At 70.0% G+C, this 19,783-nt stretch carries 20 protein-coding genes; 10 read left to right on the plus strand and 10 right to left on the minus strand.

Annotated elements, in window-relative coordinates; all coding sequences use genetic code 11:
* Window positions 1-104 precede the first annotated feature (104 nt).
* Window positions 105-590, plus strand: coding sequence for a MarR family transcriptional regulator (locus ACIRB1_RS35515; protein WP_401192889.1), 486 nt, complete (start codon window positions 105-107; stop codon window positions 588-590).
* 219 nt (window positions 591-809) lie between these two features.
* Here the strand turns inward: ACIRB1_RS35515 and ACIRB1_RS35520 are convergent, their stop codons facing one another.
* From ACIRB1_RS35520 to ACIRB1_RS35535, 4 genes are all read right to left on the minus strand, one after another.
* A complete protein-coding gene (locus tag ACIRB1_RS35520) occupies window positions 810-1,382 on the minus strand; it encodes a DNA starvation/stationary phase protection protein (protein WP_352178578.1) in 573 nt (190 codons plus the stop codon).
* Between the two features lie 97 nt (window positions 1,383-1,479).
* A complete protein-coding gene (locus tag ACIRB1_RS35525) occupies window positions 1,480-3,282 on the minus strand; it encodes a thiamine pyrophosphate-requiring protein (protein ID WP_403468367.1) in 1,803 nt (600 codons plus the stop codon).
* 151 nt (window positions 3,283-3,433) lie between these two features.
* Window positions 3,434-3,613, minus strand: coding sequence for a hypothetical protein (locus ACIRB1_RS35530; protein WP_352178580.1), 180 nt, complete (start codon window positions 3,611-3,613; stop codon window positions 3,434-3,436).
* A 116-nt stretch (window positions 3,614-3,729) separates the two neighbouring features.
* A complete protein-coding gene (locus ACIRB1_RS35535; protein ID WP_403468368.1) occupies window positions 3,730-4,557 on the minus strand; it encodes an alpha/beta fold hydrolase in 828 nt (275 codons plus the stop codon).
* A 378-nt stretch (window positions 4,558-4,935) separates the two neighbouring features.
* Between ACIRB1_RS35535 and ACIRB1_RS35540 the strand changes: the two genes are divergently transcribed.
* Both ACIRB1_RS35540 and ACIRB1_RS35545 read left to right on the plus strand, forming a co-directional pair.
* Window positions 4,936-5,262, plus strand: a complete 327-nt coding sequence (locus ACIRB1_RS35540; protein WP_403468369.1) for a hypothetical protein — start codon at window positions 4,936-4,938, stop codon at window positions 5,260-5,262.
* Entirely contained in the window at window positions 5,262-6,005 is a 744-nt protein-coding gene (locus ACIRB1_RS35545) for a class I SAM-dependent methyltransferase (RefSeq protein WP_403468370.1), read from the plus strand. The genes ACIRB1_RS35540 and ACIRB1_RS35545 overlap by 1 nt, the downstream gene beginning before the upstream one ends.
* 43 nt (window positions 6,006-6,048) lie before the next feature.
* On the opposite strand, the gene ACIRB1_RS35550 is transcribed toward ACIRB1_RS35545, so the two are convergent.
* Window positions 6,049-6,546, minus strand: coding sequence for an ATP-binding protein (locus ACIRB1_RS35550; protein ID WP_403468371.1), 498 nt, complete (start codon window positions 6,544-6,546; stop codon window positions 6,049-6,051).
* A gap of 169 nt (window positions 6,547-6,715) precedes the next feature.
* Here ACIRB1_RS35550 and ACIRB1_RS35555 point away from each other — a divergent pair, with 169 nt between their 5' ends.
* Together ACIRB1_RS35555 and ACIRB1_RS35560 are read left to right on the plus strand one after the other, a co-directional pair.
* Window positions 6,716-7,078, plus strand: coding sequence for an STAS domain-containing protein (locus tag ACIRB1_RS35555; RefSeq protein WP_352178584.1), 363 nt, complete (start codon window positions 6,716-6,718; stop codon window positions 7,076-7,078).
* Between the two features lie 61 nt (window positions 7,079-7,139).
* Window positions 7,140-7,904, plus strand: a complete 765-nt coding sequence (locus ACIRB1_RS35560; protein WP_403468372.1) for a maleylpyruvate isomerase family mycothiol-dependent enzyme — start codon at window positions 7,140-7,142, stop codon at window positions 7,902-7,904.
* 288 nt (window positions 7,905-8,192) lie between these two features.
* Here ACIRB1_RS35560 and ACIRB1_RS35565 read toward each other — a convergent pair whose 3' ends face one another.
* On the minus strand, window positions 8,193-8,819 hold the full coding sequence (locus ACIRB1_RS35565; RefSeq protein WP_403468373.1) for a TetR/AcrR family transcriptional regulator: 627 nt from the start codon (window positions 8,817-8,819) through the stop codon (window positions 8,193-8,195).
* A 112-nt stretch (window positions 8,820-8,931) separates the two neighbouring features.
* On the opposite strand from ACIRB1_RS35565, the gene ACIRB1_RS35570 reads away from it, so the two are divergent.
* Both ACIRB1_RS35570 and ACIRB1_RS35575 read left to right on the plus strand, forming a co-directional pair.
* The gene (locus ACIRB1_RS35570) at window positions 8,932-9,666 is read left to right on the plus strand and encodes an SDR family oxidoreductase (protein ID WP_352178587.1); all 735 of its coding nucleotides are present in this window, start codon (window positions 8,932-8,934) and stop codon (window positions 9,664-9,666) included.
* Window positions 9,667-9,747: 81 nt separating this feature from the next.
* On the plus strand, window positions 9,748-10,710 hold the full coding sequence (locus ACIRB1_RS35575) for an ATP-dependent DNA ligase (RefSeq protein ID WP_403468374.1): 963 nt from the start codon (window positions 9,748-9,750) through the stop codon (window positions 10,708-10,710).
* A 130-nt stretch (window positions 10,711-10,840) separates the two neighbouring features.
* Here the strand turns inward: ACIRB1_RS35575 and ACIRB1_RS35580 are convergent, their stop codons facing one another.
* The 3 genes from ACIRB1_RS35580 to ACIRB1_RS35590 form a co-directional block, all read right to left on the minus strand.
* Window positions 10,841-12,109, minus strand: a complete 1,269-nt coding sequence (locus tag ACIRB1_RS35580; RefSeq protein ID WP_403468375.1) for a hypothetical protein — start codon at window positions 12,107-12,109, stop codon at window positions 10,841-10,843.
* Between the two features lie 325 nt (window positions 12,110-12,434).
* Complete coding sequence (locus ACIRB1_RS35585) at window positions 12,435-12,719, minus strand: DUF5133 domain-containing protein (RefSeq protein ID WP_403468376.1); 285 nt, start codon at window positions 12,717-12,719, stop codon at window positions 12,435-12,437.
* A 400-nt stretch (window positions 12,720-13,119) separates the two neighbouring features.
* Window positions 13,120-15,309 (minus strand): MMPL family transporter, encoded by a 2,190-nt coding sequence (locus ACIRB1_RS35590; RefSeq protein ID WP_403468377.1) that lies wholly within the window; start codon window positions 15,307-15,309, stop codon window positions 13,120-13,122.
* A gap of 302 nt (window positions 15,310-15,611) precedes the next feature.
* Here ACIRB1_RS35590 and ACIRB1_RS35595 point away from each other — a divergent pair, with 302 nt between their 5' ends.
* Both ACIRB1_RS35595 and ACIRB1_RS35600 read left to right on the plus strand, forming a co-directional pair.
* Window positions 15,612-16,031, plus strand: coding sequence for a hypothetical protein (locus tag ACIRB1_RS35595; protein WP_403468378.1), 420 nt, complete (start codon window positions 15,612-15,614; stop codon window positions 16,029-16,031).
* A gap of 50 nt (window positions 16,032-16,081) precedes the next feature.
* Window positions 16,082-17,317 carry a 4-hydroxybenzoate 3-monooxygenase gene (locus tag ACIRB1_RS35600; protein ID WP_403468379.1) on the plus strand — a complete coding sequence of 412 codons (1,236 nt, stop codon included), beginning with the start codon at window positions 16,082-16,084 and terminating at the stop codon, window positions 17,315-17,317.
* A 39-nt stretch (window positions 17,318-17,356) separates the two neighbouring features.
* Here ACIRB1_RS35600 and ACIRB1_RS35605 read toward each other — a convergent pair whose 3' ends face one another.
* Window positions 17,357-18,142 carry an alpha/beta hydrolase gene (locus tag ACIRB1_RS35605; protein ID WP_403468380.1) on the minus strand — a complete coding sequence of 262 codons (786 nt, stop codon included), beginning with the start codon at window positions 18,140-18,142 and terminating at the stop codon, window positions 17,357-17,359.
* Window positions 18,143-18,601: 459 nt separating this feature from the next.
* Between ACIRB1_RS35605 and ACIRB1_RS35610 the strand changes: the two genes are divergently transcribed.
* Window positions 18,602-19,702, plus strand: a complete 1,101-nt coding sequence (locus tag ACIRB1_RS35610; RefSeq protein ID WP_403468381.1) for an LLM class flavin-dependent oxidoreductase — start codon at window positions 18,602-18,604, stop codon at window positions 19,700-19,702.
* Window positions 19,703-19,783 lie beyond the last annotated feature (81 nt).

Here is a 19,783-nt window from a genome sequence, read left to right on the forward strand (position 1 = left end):
TCCTGCGGTGGGCCGTACGGCCCGTGCGCCGCGTGTCGTCTCGTCCATCCGTGTCCGTTGCGCGTGCCTAGTAGGCTGGGGCTCGTCCCTGTGCCTGCGAGAGTGTGACTGTGACGTCCTTCCACCCCCGCCCCGAGCCCGACGAGGTCGCGCGCGTCACCTCTACGGCCGCGGAACTGCTGGAAGTCCTGTGGGGTCGTGCCTCGACGGCGCCCGCGTCCGCCTCCCAGCTGCGTGTGCTGTTCATCCTGGAGCACCACGAGGGCATCAATCTGCGGACCCTCGCCGACCACCTCGCCTCGACCCCGCCGTCGACCAGCAGGCTCTGCGACCGGTTGCAGGCCGCCGGTTTCGTCGACCGCGAAGTGAGTCCCACGGACCGGCGCGAGGTACGCCTGTACCTCAGCAGCCTGGGCCGGGCCTTCCTGTCGGACCTGCGGGCCCGGCGCGAGGAGGCGCTCGGGGCGGTGCTCGAACAGATGCCGACCGCCGGGCGCAACGCGCTCCTGACGGGCCTGGAAGCGTTCTGTGCGGTGGCGGCGGCGCAGATACACGACCACGACGACTCCTCGGGCAGCCGTACCGCCTGACAGAGCCGACCGACAGCCGTCCGCTGGGCGGCTGTTCGCTGTTCGTGGCCGGCGCACGGAGTGGTCTCCGCCGACCGGGGCATCCCAGATCCTTCCCCTGCTGCGATGACACCCGCTACTTTCTTGCCTCATGGCCATAGTTGTCAAACGGCAAGTTTCGCGGGTGCCAGTGCTAAGATGTGATCGCGCAGGGGAAGTCGGGTGAAGAGTGCGGGCCGGTCAGCCCAGTTCGGCGCCCTTGGCGGCGGCCTCGGACTCGGAGTGCGCGTCATCGGTGGCCAGCGTGCCGCCCGCGCTCTCCAGGTGCGCCCGCACGAACCACTGGAACTGCTCCAGGTCGCGCAGCTGCCCGATCAGCAGGTCCTCGGTGGCGGGATCGATGTCGCCCGCCTCCTTGACCGCGGCCCGGAGGTCCTCGATCAGCCCCGTGTAGACCAGGTTGAGCGCGCCGAGATGGGCGATGGCGTCGGCCCGGCCGATGGAGTAGTCGTCCCAGGTCCGCTCGGCCACCAGCGCGCCCGGCGTGCCCGGTGCCACCCCGCCGAGCGCGGCGATGCGCTCCGCCACGTCGTCGGCCATCTCGCGCACCTGGTCGACCTGCGGGTCGATCATCTCGTGCACGGCGATGAAGTGCGGCCCGACGACGTTCCAGTGCACGTGCTTCAGCGTCAGGTGGAGATCGTTCAGCGAGTGGAGCCGCTGGCGCAGCACACCGATCAGTCGGCCGGCGGCCTCGCGGTCGATGCCGGGAACGGTGTACTTCGGGGTCAGGTCCTTGATCTCCGCGGTCATGGTTCACCTCTGGTCGTTCGGTAGGGCGTGCGGTTCCTTACCTGATCACGGGTGCCCCTGTCCGGCGAGGTCAGACATCCCGTTTCTGCGTGATACGTCACGATCGGCCCGTGGGCCGGCCGCCGGGCAGCAGATCCTGGATCTTCGCCTTGAACCCCTGCTTGACCATGGCCGCGCGATCGCTGTCGCCCTTGAGGACGGACGACGCGGCGGCCTCGATCTGCTCCAGGGAGGCGTGCGGCGGGATCGGCGGTACGGCGGGGTCGGTCACGAAGTCCAGCACGCAGGGCCGGTCGGCCGCGAGCGCGCTCTCCCAGGCGCCGGTCACCTCGTCCGGCTTCTCCACCCGGGTGCCGGTCAGACCGAGCGAGCGGGCGAAGTCGGCGTAGGCGACGTCCGGGAGCGACTGCGAGGGCAGGAACTGCGGGGCGCCCTCCATGGCACGCATCTCCCACGTCACCTGATTGAGGTCCCGGTTGTTCAGCACGGCGACGATCAGCCGCGGATCCGCCCACTCCTGCCAGTACTTCGCGACGGTGATCAGCTCGGCCATGCCGTTCATCTGCATGGCCCCGTCCCCGACCAGCGCGATGGCGGGCCGGTCACCGTGCGCGAACTTCGCCCCGATGGCGTACGGCACCCCCGGACCCATCGTGGCCAGCGTCCCCGACAGCGAACCGCGCATCGCGCCCCTCAACTTCAGGTGCCGCGCGTACCAGTTGGCGGCCGAGCCGGAGTCCGCGGACAGGATCACGTCGTCCGGCAGCAGTCCGCTGAGCGCGTGCACGACATGCTCGGGGTTGACCGGATCGGCCTCGACGGCGGCCCGCCGCTCCATGACCTCCCACCAACGGGCCACGTTCGCCTCGATCTTGACCCGCCACGACGGGTCCTCCATCTGCTCCAGCAACGGCAGCAGCCTGCGCAGCGTCGCGGCCGCGTCACCGACGAGATTGACCTCGAAGGGATAGCGCAGCCCGACCATGTGCGGATCGATGTCGATCTGGACACCCCGCGCCTTCCCGAACTTCGGCAGGAACTGCGAGTAGGGGAACGACGAGCCGATCACCAGCAGCGAGTCGCACTCCCGCATCATCTCGTACGACGGCCGGGTGCCCAACAGGCCGATGGAGCCGGTGACATAGGGCAGGTCGTCCTCCAGCGCGTCCTTGCCCAGCAGGGCTTTGGCGACCCCGGCGCCGAGCCGGTCGGCGACCGCCTTCACCTCCTCGCGGGCACCCCGGGCGCCCTGACCGATCAAGATGGCCGTCTTTCCACCGGAGTTGAGGACATCGGCGGCCCGCCGCAGATCGTCGTCGTCCGGCACCGCCGTGTAGTGCGGCATGCCCAGACTGGAGGGCACCATCTTGAAGGCGTGCTCGGGCGGCGTGTAGGCGAGTTCCTGGACGTCCAGCGGGATGATCACCGCGGTCACCGAGCGGCGTGCCATGGCGGTGCGCATCGCCCGGTCGATGACGTTGGGCAGCTGCTCGGGGACGGTCACCATCTCGCAGAAGTCGGAGGCGACGTCTTTGTAGAGGCTCAGCAGGTCGACCTCCTGCTGGTAACTGCCGCCCATGGCGCTGCGGTTGGTCTGGCCGACGATCGCGACGACGGGCACGTGGTCGAGCTTCGCGTCGTAGAGACCGTTGAGGAGGTGGATGGCGCCGGGGCCCGACGTCGCCGCGCAGACACCGACCTTGCCGGAGAACTTGGCGTAGCCGACGGCCTCGAACGCGGACATCTCCTCGTGCCGTGACTGGACGAAGCGCGGGTTGTCCTCCGCGCGGCCCCAGGCGGCGAGCAGGCCGTTGATGCCGTCGCCCGGGTAGGCGAAGACATGGGTGACGTCCCACTCGCGCAAGCGCTGGAGGACGTGATCGGCGACTGTGGTGGACATGGGCGGGGTCCTTCCGGTGGGGGTGTCCGTCCGGTACGGGCCTACGGGTACCCCGGAAGGCGACCTTCCTCGCCGTCTCCGGGTGACGACATGCCGCGGGCCGGAAGCCCACGGCATCCGGCCCGGCTGTCGGCGCTGTTCCTCTGGCTCGTCAGTCGTCCCCTCTGACGATGTTGCCCTCGATCAGTGTCTGCGGAGGCGGTGTCACGCCGCTGTCGTCGACGGGCGGGACACAGGTCCGTACGGCCTTCCCGCCCCGGCGGCGGGCCTTCGCCCAACCGGTCTCGGGCGGCAGGTACAGGTCTTCCTTCTTCGCGGTGCGCGCGGTCACAGCGCTTCAACTTCTCTCTGCGTCAGAAATGTGCGGTCCCTGGTGCTGGTGTTCGGGTCCCCGTCGGGCGGGGACTCAAACGCGTTACGGGACATTCGGCGCCAAGACCGCGGCGATCAACTCCGTGCGAAGTCGAGAAGATCGGCATTGAACCGCTCGGCGAACCTGGGCACCATCGACAGACCGTGCGGAGCACCCGGATAGACCTTGTAGACTGCGTCCTTGACGAGTTTCGAGGATTTGTCGCCGGAGGCCACGATGGGCACGATCTGATCGTCGTCACCGTGCACGATCAATGTCGGGACGTCGATCTTCTTGAGATCCTCGGTGAGATCCGTCTCGGAGAATGCCTTGACGCAGTCATAAGCGCCCTTGATTCCCACGGTCATGCTCCACAGCCAGAACTCGTCACGGGTTCCCTGAGTGACGGTCGAGTCGTCGCGGTTGGCGCCGTAGAAAGACGCGCTGAGATCCTTGTAGAACTGCGAACGGTCCTTCTCCACACCGTTGCGGATCTCGTCGAACACCTCGATCGGCAGGCCCTCCGGGTTCGCGTCCGTCTTGAGCATCAGCGGCGGGATCGCGCCGAGCAGCACGGCCTTCGCGACCCGGCCGGAGCCGTGCCGGCCCAGATAGCGGGTGACCTCGCCGCCGCCGGTCGAGTGCCCGACGAGGATCACGTCGCGGAGATCCAGGGCCTCGATGACCGACGCGAGGTCGTCGGCGTAGGTGTCGAGGTTGTTGCCGTCCCAGGGCTGATCCGAGCGTCCGCCCCCGCGCCGATCATGGGCCACGGCCCGGAAGCCGTTGTCCACCATGAATTTCAGCTGGGGATCCCACGCGTCGGCGGTCAGCGGCCAACCGTGGGAGAAGACGACGGGCTGCCCGGATCCCCAGTCCTTGTAGAAGATCCGTGTGCCGTCCGAGGTCGTGGCGAAGGGCATGGTGATTTCCTCTCCAACCGAGTGCTGGTACCCAAGCCGGACGGTGAACACCGCGCCACGAAACCAATAGCGGACGTACGACGGGAAATTGACGGAAAAGGTCAGCAGCGAGAGGCGACCGGAATGAGCACGTCGTCGACGCCACTCTAGTCGAAGTGCGGAACTTCAGCGTGTCGAACGGCTTCCTCCGCCACGGGGACCGTAACCCGGGCGGGCGGAAAGCGTCAGAGTGGGGTTCATTCTTCCGCCCCCGTGCAACGGCTACCGTTTCGGCCAGGTCAGATGAAAGCTTCGGTGACCCCGGGGCGCCGCCGGGCCTCCTGATCATGGGGGCGGGCGCAGCTGATCAACTGGGCGGCGGGGTTATGCCAGGAACTGGTGGACCGTGGCCTGCACGCGACGCGCTCGGCGTCACCAGCGCGGGAGCGCGCGGCCTTCACCGCGTGGCAGGTACGCGCCCTCCGCCCCGCCGCGCCCGCGGCCTACCCCTTCGACGAGACCGCGGCGGCCGAACGGTCCGGACGCGCCTTCGACCGCGGCTACGACCCCCTCGGCATCCAAGGCCAGGACCTCTCGGTACTGGCCACGGGCGACCGCACCGAACGCCCGCGGTCCCTGTGGGTGCCCGTCCTGGTCGCGCACGGCACCGCCGACATCGGGAAACTCGTTGGACAACTCCCGTGTCTGCGGACAGCGTTGGCCTGATGCAGCAGGAGCAGATGTGGAACTCCGAGGTCGCCCAGCGGTATGACACGCCCGGCACCGGAATGTTCGCGCCCGACACGCTGGGGCCGACCGTGGAGCGGCTCGCGCGACTCGCCGGGGACGGGCCCGCGTTGGAGTTCGCGATCGGCACCGGGCGGGTGGCCGTGCCGCTCGCCGAGCGTGGAGTTCCCGTCACCGGGATCGAGTTGTCACGGCCGATGGTGGTGCAACTGCGCACCAAGGCCGACGAAGTGACGATCCCGGTCGTCATCGGGGACATGGCGACCACCGTCGCGCCCGGGACGTACAGCCTCGTCTATCTCGTCTACAACACCATCTCGAACCTGCTCACCCAGGCCGAGCAGGTCGAGTGCTTCCGGAACGCCGCGCGCCATCTCACGGCGGGCGGGCGGTTCGTGATCGAGTTGTGGGTGCCGGAGTTGCGCAGCCTGCCGCCGGGGCGGACGGCCACCGTCTGGCAGACCGACCGGGACTACATCGGTCTGGACACCTACGACGTTCTCAACCAGCATGTCGTGTCGCACCACTTCCACTTCGACGACAGCGAGCAGGCGCGGTTGTACCGCAGCCCGCACCGCTACATCTGGCCGGCCGAACTCGATCTCATGGCGCAGCTGGCCGGGTTCGCGCTGGAGAGCAGGCATGGGGACTGGTCCGGCGGCGAGTTCACCGCGGAGTCGCGTTCGCATGTCTCCGTCTACCGGATCCCGCTGGCCTCGTAGCCGTAGCCGTAGCCGTAGCCGTCTCGGTATCGGTATCGCTGTTTCAACTTGGTGGGTTGACGGGCGACTTGTCGGCGACGGCCTCGTCCGGAACGTCCGTCAAAGGTATGCGGGCGGTGATGCGCTTGCCCACCGACTCGCGCCGCGCCTCGAAGGCGTGTGCCACGGCCCGTACGATCTCCAGGCCGTGCTGGCCCACGCGTTGGGCATCCGCCCCCTGGGGGACCGGGAGCCGCGGGTCGGAGTCCCACACCTCCACCTCGACCAGGTTGCCGACGATCCGCAGATCCATCAGCACAGGACCGGGCGCGTACTTACGGGCGTTGGTGACCAGCTCGCTGACCACCAGCTGCGTGAGATCCATGGCCCGGGCCGACACCGGCAGCCCGAACTCAGCCCGGGCCCGGGTCAGAAACGTGGCGGCCATGTGGCGGGCTTCGCTGATGTATGAGCCGTGACCGTCCAGTGCCACGGTGGACCGTATGGGCTGGTCCCGGGCCTGCGGTGCTGTGTCGTCGTCGTCCGATGACTCTGGTTCCATCAGGATCGTTTCACCGCCTTCCGCGTGCCCGGCGCATACCCCGTGAGATAGCGCTCACTCGTCAATGTCCGTAGGCTCCACCGGACCTGGGCATCAACCGTACGATGCGGGGCAGCACTTCGGATGGAATCCTGATCAGTAGCGCTCACCGACTTGTGTATGAGGACAGATGGTGGACACCGAGCAAGCGGGGCAGCCGGGGCGGTTGTCGGTGAGGACCGACGTCGTCGACGGCACCTTGGTCGTGGCCCTGACCGGAGAGATCGACCATGAGACAGGCGGCCTGCTGAGGGAGGCGCTGGACCTGCCGGACGGCCTCGCCCCGCGCGCCGTCATCGACCTGCGCCAAGTCACGTTCATGGACTCCAGCGGCATCAACATTCTCATCGCCGTCCACCGCACGCTCGCCGAGGCGGGCGGCTGGCTGCGGCTGGCCGGCGCGGCCCCGCCCGTGCTGCGCATCATCCAGCTCGTCGGCATCGACGGGATCATCCAGTGTCACCCGACGGTCGAACAGGCCCTCGGGCGCTGACCGTTGCGGCGGGCGTGAGACTCGCTGTCAGGTCGTCGGCGCTCGGTGGTAGACAGTCCGCGTGACAGAGATCCTGGAGTTCCCCGCCCTGCTGCGCCTGATCGACGAACGGTCGGTCGCGTTCCGGGCCGCCGTCGCCGCCGCGCCGAGCCTCGACACCCAGGTGCCGACCTGCCCCGAGTGGACACTCCGGGATCTGGTCGAGCACCTGGGCGGGGTACATCGCCGCTGGGCCGCCAACGTCGCCGCGGGACCGGCCGACGGCCCGTCCGGCACCGTCCCGGAGGCGCCGAAGGAGCCCGAGGCACTGCTGGCCTGGTCGGCGGAGTCCACGGAGCAACTGCTGAACACGCTGCGGGAGTTCGGTCCGGATCGTGGCTGCTGGACGTGGTGGGGCGGCTCGCAGTCGCCGCAGACCTCCGGCGCCGTAGCCCGCCACCAGGTCCAGGAGGCCTCGGTGCACACCTACGACGCCCAGCTCACCGTGGGTGCGTCGCAGCCGCAGCCGCTGCCTGAGGAAGCGGCACTCGACGGCGTCGACGAGTTCCTGACCACCTGCTGTGCGGGCACGGACCCCTGGCCGCACGAGCCCGCCACCGTCGACTACCACGCCACCGAGGGCCGCTCCTGGCGCCTCACCCTCTCCGCCGACGGCGCCCGCGCCACCCGTATCCCCGCATCCGCCCCGGGCGCCGACGCCTCCCTCCGGGGCACGGCCGGCGAATTGGTCCTGGCGCTGTACGGCCGTATCCCGGTCGACTCGCTGGAGGTGGAGGGCGACGGAAACCTCTTCGAACTGCTTCTGGCCTGGGACCCGAGCGCGTAGGCGTGACGGGGGGAGCGCCTCGGGTACTCCGGGTCGGACTCCCCGGTGACGACCGCACAGGCGGACGGCCGGGCGTCCCCGCGCTCCTGGCGTCGGTCGCGACGCACGCGGCGACCTTCCCGCGCCGTGTCGTCCACCGACCCAACGGGCCGGCCCGTCCCTCCTTGCCGTCGGCGGCAACGCCACGGCCCAGCGGACCGGGAGCCTCAACCGCGGCGCCGGTGACACGCTCGCCCATCTCGGTCGGTGGTGGACGGGCTGCGCCTCAATGGCCGCTGCGTTCGCCCGTCACGCGCGCTTCACGCAGGCTGCGACGTGGTCGAGCATCGCGTCCAACGCCACCTCCAGCGGCCGGACCTGGCGCTGCATCTGGGTGAGGAGCAGGCCCCCCTGGAGTGCGGCGAGGATCGCGAGGGCGAGGTCGTCGGGGTCGGTGTCGAGTTCACCGCGGTCGTACATCTTCTGGAGGCCGTCGCGGATCGCCGACTCCCAGCGCAGGAAGCCGCTGGCCGCGGCGAGCCGCGCTTCGGGGTTGGTCTCCGCGACCTCGCTGCCGAGGGAGCCGATCGGGCAGCCCCCGCGGCACTGCAACCGGAGCTGGTACTCGACCAGCGCGTCCCGCCACTGCCGTAGGCCTTTCAGGGTGTCCAGTCCGGCGAAGAGGGGCTTCTGCATGTCCAGCACGGCCTCGGTCTGGAACTCGATCACGGCCAGCAGCAGTTCCTGCTTGTCGGCGAAGTAGTGGTAGATCTGCGAGCCACTCACCCCGGCGGCCGCCCGTACGTCCTCCAGCGTCGCCTCGGTCACGCCCCGCTCGTACATGAGCGTCGCGGCGGCGGCCACGATCCGGCGCCGGGTCTCCTGCCCCTTGCGGGTCAGCTTCCTCTGGGCGGGCCGGCGGGTCTCGGTCGTCATGCTCGCAACGTTAACAGGTTTTGGATTGGACAACCCATTTTTAACGGACGATTGTGGGTCACCTAACCCACTCCGGCCGTCGTGCGCGGCCGGACTCCCGGAAGGAACCGGAATGGAACTCTCCGACAAGGTCGCCCTCGTCACCGGATCGACCGGCGGTATCGGCGCCGAAACCGCCCGGCTGATGGCCGCGGCGGGCGCCGAGGTCGTCGTCTCCGGCCGCAACGCCGAGCGAGGGGCCGCGACCGTGCGGTCGATCACGGACACCGGCGGCCGGGCGCGCTTCGTCGCCGCCGACCTCACCGACCCGGCCGCTCTGCGCCGTCTCGCCGAGGAGGCCGGGCCCGTCGACATCCTGGTCAACAACGCCGCGATCTTCCCCGGAGCGCCGACCGTGGACCAGGACCCCGGCACGCTCGACGAGACCCTCGCGGCCAACATCCGGGCCCCGTACCTCCTCACCGCGGCGCTGGCTCCCGCGATGATCGCCAAGGGCTCCGGCAGCATCGTGAACGTCAGCACCATGGCCGCCCGGATCGGCATTCCCGGGCTGTCCGTCTACAGCGCCACCAAGGCCGCGCTGGAGTCGCTGACGCGCACCTGGGCGGCCGAGTTCAGTCCGGCCGGCGTGCGGGTGAACACCGTCGCGCCGGGGCCCACGCGGACCGACATGGTCCTGGCCACCATGGGGGAGGAGAACGCCGAGCAGTTCGCGAAGACCACCGTGCTCGGCCGGCTCGCGGCTCCCCGCGAGATCGCCGAGGTGATCCTCTTCCTCGCCTCGGACCGCGCGAGCTACCTCACCGGCGTCACACTCGCGGCCGACGCGGGACGCACGGCCGTCTAGGGCCTGCCGGACAACCCCTCCCGTCGGGAGTCGGTGTGCCCCGGCGTGCCGGGGTCTGCCGGAGGGGTGAGGGTGGGGTTCATGGTCACCCTGCCGCTGATCGCGCCCATGCTCGCGTCTCCTGGCCGACTGCCGCTGCCGGGCGGTGACGACCGGTGGGCGGCCGAGACCAAGCAGGACGGTCAGCGGGTCCTTGCTTATCTGCCGGGGGACGGGACGGCGTTGTTCCGTTCCCGTTCGGGCGAGAACATCACCTCGGCGTACCCGGAGCTGCAATCCCTGGGAGAGGAGTTGCGGGGAACGCCGGCGGTCCTGGACGGCGAGATCGTCGCCCTCGACGAACAGGGGCGGGCGGACTTCGGGCGGCTGGCGTCGCGGATGGGGCTGGTGCAGTCACCGGCCGCTGTCATCCGTCGGGCCGCCCGGCGTGCGCCGGTTCACCTGGTCCTGTTCGATGTCGTCTTCCTCGGTGACGACAGTCTCCTGGCGGAGCCGTACGCCGGCCGACGGGAGGCGCTGGAGTCGTTGGGGCCGACCGGGACGTGCTGGTCGGTGCCGGGCGTGGTCGTCGGCAGCAGTGCGCGGGCACTGGAGGCGACCCGTGCGGCGGGTCTGGAGGGGATCGTGTGCAAGCGTCTGACGTCCCGTTACGAGCCCGGGGTGCGCTCACGGTCGTGGGTCAAGATCAGAAACCTGGTCACGACCGACGCGATCATCGGCGGCTGGATGCCAGGGAAAGGGCGCCTGGCCGGTCTGCCCGGGGCGCTTCTGCTCGGCCAGCGGTACGAAGGGCGGCTGCGGTACATCGGCAACGTCGGCACCGGCTGGAGCGAGCGCGAACGGGCGGAACTGGCCGCACTCCTGCGCGTGGCCGCCTCCCCGGACTGCCCCTTCACCCCGGTGCCCCCGGTCACGGGCGCCCACTGGGTGCTGCCCCGCCTGGTCAGCGAGGTCACCTACGCCACCCGCACTCAGGCCGGCTACCTCCGCCACCCTTCCTGGCACCGGCTGCGCCCCGACCTCGCCCCCGAGGACATCGCGTAACCCGATGCCGGGGACCAATGCCAACCAGGGCCTGCCCGACGATATGCGCCGGCCAGGTGTGACTCCGGCGTGGCCGGTCCGGCGTCGGTGATGTGCCGTTGGAGACCTCAGCTCCGTCGGTGGTGCCTTCCTAGATCTGGTCCTTGCTGAACAGGGCTCTGTCCAGGGCGCCTTGGACGTTGCTGCGGGCCAGATCGGTCGTGGCGGCCGGGAGCAGGGCGAGGGCTCCGGAGGCGAGCAGGAGGATGCGTACGCTGTCGCCGGGCACGGGTCCGACGCCGGGGAGAAAGGGGATGAGGAGCCCCGCCGTGACGAGTACGGCCGGGCCTGTGAGCCTGTTGGCGGTACGCCGAAACTGTGAGGCGGCAGTCAACTCGGGTGCGTGTCGCAGCAGTTCGTCCCAGTCGGAGCTGACCGCGGCGAGCAGCCCCGCCCGCAGGGAGTCGCAGACACGGTCGTAGTCGGACCGGGAGTGGACCTGAGCGAGGGAGCGACTGTGCAGACGGAGCTGTTCGGCCAACCTGCCGTGCTTGTGGCGGATTTCGGTGCGCAGACCCCGCTCGCGGAAGCGGACTGCACGGAGCGGCACCCTGTTGTTCTCGACACGCCGGGCACCCGCATCGATGTGGTTGCGCAGGTAGGCGATCTCTGACGGCGCGTCCCAGTAGTCGCGTGACTGGTACAGGTTGACGGTGCTCAGGAAGAGCGATCGGATCGCTTCGTCGTCGCTGCGGTTCCACGGGGCCGGGCGGACGGACTGCATCCAGTTGTCGACGACCAGCATCAGACGGACCAGCACCGCGCCGAAGACGAGGGCCAGGACGATGAGGATGTTCCATCCGGTGGGCCATGAAGCGTAGACGTCGGCCATGGTCGCCGCGGCCCATGGGCAGCCCACCAGGATGATGGCCAGCAGCGGGATAGTCGCGTAGGGAAGGCCCCAGGCCACCCGGCTGCCGTCGCCGAGGGCGGAGCGCAGTATGCGTATGGACGTGGTGAAGCGGATGAGCAGGGCCCCGAGGCCGATGAGCGGGACGGTGATCAGCGCCTGAGTACGGACGGCCAGACCCAGGCCCTCCGCCGGCACGTGGGACACGAGCCAGCTGCCCAGCTCGGTGCGGACGCCCCTGTTGACGAACCAGAGCAGACCGGCACAGCCCACGAGGGCGAACAGCAGCGCGAACACGATGGCGGCGGCAGAGCGTCGTTCCCGGCTCCACAGCGGCAGTTGTCCGTCCGAGCAGGCATGGTAAGCGGCCGGGATGATCGCTCCGCGCTCCTGTGCGGTGAGCCCCGGTATCTCATGGACACGCAGGAGGACGTAGCGGCGCCAGGCGTTCTCGTTCTCGGTCTCCCGCTCCGCCTGACGACGGGTGATGAATCGGGACCAGATATCCACACCCAGATAGTGGAGGACGGGGTGGCCATGCTGCCAGCACGACGCCTGGTTGCGCTGACCGTGCCGCGCCCGAGCGCGTGGTCAAGGCCCAGCCAGGCGGGCGCTGCCTCAACGACCATCGGCCGAAGCCGACTTGGGCTCACTCGGCCGATGTTCTTCTCGTGCGGTGCCTTCAAGCTGTCCGGCCCGACCAACACCAGCCGTACGACGGGGTAGGTGTCGGGCCGGTGCACCAACTCTGCGGCGTCAAGCGTCCTCTAGTCCTCTGTCGGCGACGCGAAGCCTGACGTGCCGACTCCCACGGGAACGCCACCCGAGCGCTCCTTCACGCCACCAACTCCTTTTCCCCGGAGGCGGTTTCGTCAGAGGAGCCGAGGGACGCAGCGGAGAGGGTGAGTGTCCGGCGGTGTGTGGAGCCGGGTGCCGTGGCGCGTGAACACAGCCGGTCCGCGGCGGTCAGGGCCTCCTCGACCGTGCGGGTGCCGGTCAGCACGCACAGGGTGTAGGCGGCGTTCTGAAGGGGGACGGCGACGGCGATGCTCCCGTCGGCCGCCAGGGCTCGATAACGGTCGACCGCCTGTTGCAGAACGGCGGGGTTCGGCACGATCACGTCAGACCTCCACGCTCTCGGCGGAAGCCGCACTCGTCGGCTCGCTGTGGGGACGGGACGAAAAGGGCACAGTGACACTCCTCGAAAGGGAAGAAGGCGTGCCTGCTGACCGAAGCACTGGGCTGCGGTCGCTAGTGCCCCGTCCGGACGATCCGAAACGGGCCCTGTTTCCGGCGCCGTCACGGCCAAGGCCCGCCCACCGCCGACCTGTTGAGGTAGTCCCGGCCCGGCCGTCACATCGTCACGCGCGTTCCGGGAACGGGCCCCGGCGTACGCCCTCAGGGCTCCGTGGGGTCACCGGTAGGAGGAGATACGGGGGCTCGTCGGCCCCGGAGGCAAAAGAGCGCGGGCCCTGTCCACCGGCCGGGGAGGCTGGTGGACAGGGCCCGCGTGCGGATGGCTAGCCCCGACGGCTCGCGGGGTCATGGGTGAGCGACTCCTCGTCACCCGTGCCGGAGACCGACCCCGAGGTGTCGGAGCCATGGCCGCCCGGCGTTTCCTGGGTGCGGTCGGCGTGGCCGGGCCACCAGGCCGCGTGGCCGATCAGGGCGGTGAGGCTCGGCGTGAAGAACATCGCCATCACGAACGCGGCGACGGCGATGCCGAAGGAGACCGCGAAGCCCATCTCCGTCAGCAGGGCGTTGCCCGCCAGCATCATCGTGGCGAAGGTCGCCGCGAGGATGAACCCGGCCGCCGCCACGGTCGGCCCCGCGTGCCGCAGCGCCATGCTCGCCGCCTCGCGCGGATCGCGGCCCTCGCGGGCCTCCTCGCGGAGCCGGGCGATCATGAGGATGTTGTAGTCCGTGCCGATGGCGACCACGAAGAGATACATGATCACCGGGAGCATGAACATCAGCCCCGGATGCCCCTGAGCGTCCTGGAAGATCCAGACCGTGGCACCGAGCGTGGCACCGAAGCCGAGGCCCACCGAGGCGATGAGGTACCACGGCGCGACCACACTGCGCAGCAGCAGCCCCAGGATCAGCATGATCAGCAGGGCGGCGACGGGGAACACGGTCCGATAGTCGTGGTTGACCGCGGCGTTGATGTCCTTGTAGATCGAGGACATGCCGCCGACCAGCGCCTTCGTGCCGTCGGGCGCGGAGGCGTGCGCGACGTCCCGCACCCGGCCCACCGCGTCGATCGCCTTCTCCGTGGACGCCTCGTACTTCAGCGTGACCGTGAAGTCCGCCGTCGTACCGCCCGGGTTGACCTGGCTCATCCGGGCGCTGGCGACACCGTCGACGGCGCCGAGCTTCTCGGCGTAGGCCGGGAAGACGGACTTGTCGAGCGGCTTGCCGTCGGTGCTGGAGAGGTAGACGTCGGTGGGCGCGGCGGCGCCCGCCGAGTACGCCTTCTGCATCTCGTCCTGGACGACCATCGACTCCTTGGTCTTGGGCATGGAGCCCGAGGCCAGGTCGAAGGTGGCCTTGTAGCCGAGGGTGCCGAGCGACAGGGCGATCAGGACGAGCCCGGAGAGCGCGGCGGTCAGCGCGGGCCTGCGCTGCACACCGCGGCCGAGGGCGGCGAAGCGCGCGTTCTGCGGCTCCTGTTGCCAGGACTTGGAAGGCCAGAAGACCTTCGGCCCGATCAGCGACACCACGGCCGGGATCAGCGTCAGGCCCGCGATCAGGGTGACGGTGACCGAGATGGCCAGCGCCGGGCCCATCTGCTTGAGGAAGCCCAGCGTGGACAGCACCAGCGCGAGGAACGCGATGATGACCGCGCCGGCGGCCGAGGCGATGGCCTCGCCGACCCGGGCGACCGCGTTGATCATGGCCTGCTTCGGTTCGTCACCCGCCCGCAGGCGTTCTCTGTACCGGAACATCAGGAACAGGAAGTAGTCCGTGCCCACGCCGAACAGCACGACGATCAGGATCGACGACACGGAGCTGTTCGCCTGTAGCCCGAACAGCTTGGTGGCGTACGCGATCAGCCCGTTGGCGATGGACGCCACCACGCCGATCAGGACCAGCGGGAGGACGGCGAGGATCGGCGCGCGGAAGATGATCAGCAGCGTCACCAGGATGATGAGGAACGTCCCGATGCCGATCAGCGCCTCGCCACGCTTCGACGAGTCCTGCTGGTCGAGCGCCTGCGCGGCGGAACCGCCGAGCTTCACGTCGAGATCGGTGCCCTTGGCCAGCTGTTTGACGTCGTCGCGCAGCACCTTCGCGGCATCCGCCTGCACCGGCTGGCCGGCGTTCTTGCTGTCCATCTGCACCAGGGTCATGGTGTACCTGCCGTCCTTGGACGGCTGGCCGGGGACCACCTTCTGCACCTGGTCGATGTGCTTCTTGCCCAGCTCGGTCGTGATCCGGGCGACGTCCTTCTGGTCGGCGGCGGTGAGCTTGCCGCCGTCGGAGCGCTGGTACAGCGCGATCGCGGACGGGGTGAAGGTGCTGGGGAACGCCTTCGTCTGGAGATCCGCCGCTTTGATGGACTCGTAACTCTTGGGGAGGAAACTGCTCTCGTCACTGTTGGAGGGCAGGCTGGGCGCCGTGGCGACAATCGCCACGGCCGCGATCAGCCATGCCACGATCGTCCAGACGGGATGTCTGACGACCCCACTGCCAATACGTCGAAACATGCGGGAGGTCCTCCTGAGAAGGAAGATCACCGCAGCCCGGGGAGCGGACCCCGGCATCGGCGACCCCGACCGGTCCTCACCCGTGGGGCCGGTCGAACGGTTGTCTACGTGCTTTTCCTATCGGTCATACGGAAAGATTCATAACACACGCACAGGTGGTGCGAACCCGCGGTAGCCCCGAGGCGTCCCCGCCGCGCTCCGGCCCACGATCGAGTGGTTGCCTGTGACCCGCCCTCCACCACCACGTTGACCCCGCTGGGCAGCACATCCGCTGCCGCCGCAGAGTGCGAGGAGCGTGCGTCATGGGAACTGCAAAGTGGTCTACGGCCCTGGGGGCCGCTGGGTTGGCCCTCGCCGCCACCACGACAACCGTCGCGACACCGGCGTCGGCGCACGCGTTGCGCGCCGGGCGCATCGTGCTCACGAACGTGGACAACGGCCGGACGATCCCCGCGAGCGTCGGCGGTGACCTCGAAGTCCGGCTCACCCACTACCGCGAGCGGGGACTCACCTACACCTGGACCGCGCTGAACTCCAGCGACTCGGCCGTCCTCGGTCACAGGGCCGACACCACGAACCCGGCCGGTGACGCGTCTGCCGTCTACCGCGTCGCAGCCGCCGGCACCGCCACCGTCAGCGCACAGAGGCACTGCGTACCCGACCCCGGGAACCTCTGCCCCCTGATCGTCGAGACCTGGAAGGCGACGATCCAGGTCACGTGACCCGGCGACCGGGCGCTCCGCGTCGGTAGGGTGATTCCGGAGGTGGTCAAGTGACCGACAACGTGCGGGAGTTGAGCGAGCCCCCGGAATCCACGACCGTGGTGGTCATCGGCGCGGGCCCGGCCGGGCTGACCGTCGCGAACCTGCTGCGGAGCGCCGGGATCGACTGTGTCGTCCTGGAACGGCAGACCCGGGAGTACGTGGCACAGCGTCAGCGCGCGGGCATCGTCGAGACCCGCGCGGTCCGTATGTTCGACTCCTGGGGCCTGGCCGACCGCGTCCTGGGCGGCGTCCCGCACGACGGCATCCTGGAGCTCCGGGTCGACGGCGAGCCCCACATGGTGTCCGACTCCGACGGCTCGGAGGGCCCCACGGCCCGTATCTGCCCCCAGCAGATGCTGGTCCAGAAGCTCACCGCCGCGTACCTGGAGGACGGCGGCGACCTTCGCTTCGAGGCCGCCGACGTCTCCCTGCACGACCTGACCGGCGAGCGCCCCACCGTCCGCTACCGCACCCCGGGCGGCGGTCTCCGTACGCTCACCTGCTCCTTCGTCGCGGGCTGCGACGGCGACCACGGCATCAGCCGGAGCGCCGTACCCGACGGGGCCCTCACGCCGTACGCCTTCGATCATGGCATCGGATGGCTGACGGTCCTGGCGGACGCCCCGCCGCCGGCCCACCCGCTCCTCGCCGTCAGCGAGCAGGGCTTCGCCGCGCACTTCCCGCGCGGCCCGCACACCAGCCGCTACTACCTCCAGTGCCCGCCGGACGACGAGCCCGGTGCCTGGTCCGACGCCCGTGTCTGGGACGCGCTGCGCACCCGGCTCGGCGATCCGGCCCTCGTCTCCGGCCCGATCACCGACCGCGAGATCTTCCGGCTGCGCAGCCTGGTCCACGATCCGATGCAGTACGGCCGCCTCCACCTCGTCGGCGACGCCGCGCACATCGTCTCGCCGATGGGCGGCAAGGGGATGAACCTCGCTCTCTACGACGCCGACCTCTTCGCCCGCGCCGTACGCGACGCCGTCCAGGACCAGGACGACACGGGGCTGCGGACGTACTCGGCGCGGTGCCTGCGCCGGGTCTGGAACGACCAGGAGTTCTCCCACTGGATGACGCGCATGCTCCACGACGCCGGTGACGCCTCCAACTCCGGTCCTTTTCAAAGGGGTTTGGCCCGCGCCCAGCTCGACCGGCTCTTCACGTCCGCTGCCGCGGGCGGCGCCTTCTCCGAACTCATGACGGGCATGGACTTCGGAGCGGGCACCGGGCCGCGGTCGCGTTGAGGGACCGGCGCCCGGCCGTCGGCCGGACGCCGGTGTCCGTCAGGCCGCCCTGGGAACGTCGGCCCGGGTCAGGTGCCGGGCGAAGAAGCGGGCCGCGCTGTCCGCCTCGAACCTCGGAAGCTCCTTGTGGCGGCCCGAGTTGACGTGCAGCGACTTCTCCTGCGAGGCGAAGGCGTCGAACAGCGCGAGACCGGAAGCGCGCGGGATGTGCTCGTCGTCCCACTGGAGCGCGAACTCGATCGGCACGGTGATCCGCCGCGCCGTCTCCGCGAGGGCGTCGTCGTACCAGAACTGCCCGAACACGGCGGCGGTGATGCGGGGTTCGGCCGCCGTCAGCGGGACGCCGATCGCGGTGCCCATGTTCAGGCCGTAGTAGCCGACGGGCCCCCCGGTGCCGATCTCCGGGAGTCCCTGGAGGGCGTCGAGGGTCGCCAGCCACTCCGGTACGGCTCGCTCGGCGAGGTGGGCGTTGTAGCGGACGACGATCTCGCCGACCGGTTCGCCCGCCGCCATCGCCCGCTGCATCGCGGCGATCTCCCGATCGTCGTGCGCGGTGCGCGGCCGGTCGCCGTGGCCGGGGGCGTCGAGGGTGGCCACGTGGAAGCCGCAGCCGTTCACGAGCAGGTCTGCGCGGCCCGCCATGGCCGGTGCCTTGCTGTCGGTGCCGCCGCCGTGGCCCATCAGGACCAGGGGAGCGCGTACGGACGGGGAGTGGGCGGGGGACCAGAGTGCTCCGGTCAGGCCGCCCACGGTGAAGTCGCGGACGAGGACACCGTTCGACGATGTCTCCGCGGTGAACCGCACTGGGTCTGGGGAGAGTTTCATGGTGGTGCCTTTCGGGATCGCCTTGGTGTGAGGCGCTCCCGGCGACACCTATGCCGCCGGCCCGACCGTGGGGAAAAGGGGGAGCACCCACCTGGATACTGCGTTCATGGGTCCCACCTCCTCGCGGTCTTTCACGGCTTCCGGGAAGGTAGCGGCTCGGTCGCCGTCGAAGCCAACGCTTTTTCCGCCCCGACCTCCGCTGCATGCGCGTACATCTAATGTTCTTGACATCTTCCGGGGGTGGCGACCAAGGTTGAGGCGATCGGTCCCGGACGGGTGGAGGCCCCGATGCGCGTGTGCGACGCCGCACCTCGTGGTGCCGGTCCGGGCGCGCGGCTGATCATCCGCCGGCATGTCGACTACTGCCGTACCGCCTCCGCCGTCTGTCCTTCCACACGCCCCTGACCCATGCCGGCCCCACGGGCCGGCCGTCTCGACGTGTTCTCGGAAGGAACCCCCATGTCCGGCCCCGCCCTGCGGCTCGCCCTCGAAATCGACGGTGACGGCGCCCATCCCGCGGCCTGGCGCCGCGCCGCCCACTCGCCCGACCACCTGTTGAGTCCGCGCCGGGTGGCCCGCGTCGCCGCCGCCGCGGAGAACGCCGGGTTCACCCTGCTCACCCTGGACGACGGCGCGCTTCCGCCGGGCGCCGCGCCCGACGTGGTCGGGCGGATCGGCGCGGTGGAGCGTGCCGCGTTCCTCGCCGCGTCGACGAGCGTCGTCGGCATCGCACCGGTCGCGCCGCTCACCTATGCCGAACCCTTCCATGTATCGAGCCAGTTGGCGTCCCTGGACCACATCTCGGCCGGGCGCGCCGGGTGGGTGGTGAGCGAGGAAGCGCGGCCCGAAGCGGCGTCCGTCTGGGGGCGTCCGCTCGTCGACGGGGACGTGGCCCGTGCCCGCGAGTCGCGAGACGGTGTCCAGGTGGTCCGCGAGCTGTGGGACTCCTGGGAGGACGACGCCGTCATCCGCTCCGTGGCCACCAGCCGCTATCTCGACCGCGACCGGCTGCACTACGTCGACTTCACCGGCGACACCTTCGCGGTGAAGGGCCCGGCGATCGTGCCACGTCCGCCGCAGGGCCAACTCGTCGTGCTCGGCAGCCCGGAGCGGGTGCCCGGCGATCAGCTCGACATCGCCCTCGTCGAGGGCCGTGACCTCGCGGCCGTCACCGCGAACGCCTCCGCGGCCGGGACACCGCGTACCTTCGCCGAGGTGGACATCGCCCTCGACACCGCCGACGCCACGGCCGAGGAACGCGTCGCCGACCTCGAACGCCACGCGCCCTGGAGCGACCGGGGACGTCTGTGCCACGTCGGCTCCGCCGCCGGACTCGCCGCGCTGCTGGGGGAGTTGAGAGGAGTGGTCGACGGAGTGCGCCTGCACCCCCTGGTGTTGGACGAGGACCTCCCGGAGCTGTCCCGGCTCGTCCTGCCGCAGCTCGTCGAACGACGGTACGCCGTACGGCCGTTGCCCGGTGCCTCCCTGCGCACCCACCTGGGCCTGGACCGGCCCGCCAACCGCTACGCCGCCGTGGCCGCCCAGGAGGAATCTCAATGATCGTGTCAAGCTGCTTGCGTGACGGGCGGGGCGGAGGTGAACAGCCTTTTGTCACGCAGCATCGCCCACAGGACGTCGACT

The organism is Streptomyces sp. NPDC096013 (genome assembly GCF_044763565.1).
Lineage (GTDB): Bacteria > Actinomycetota > Actinomycetes > Streptomycetales > Streptomycetaceae > Streptomyces.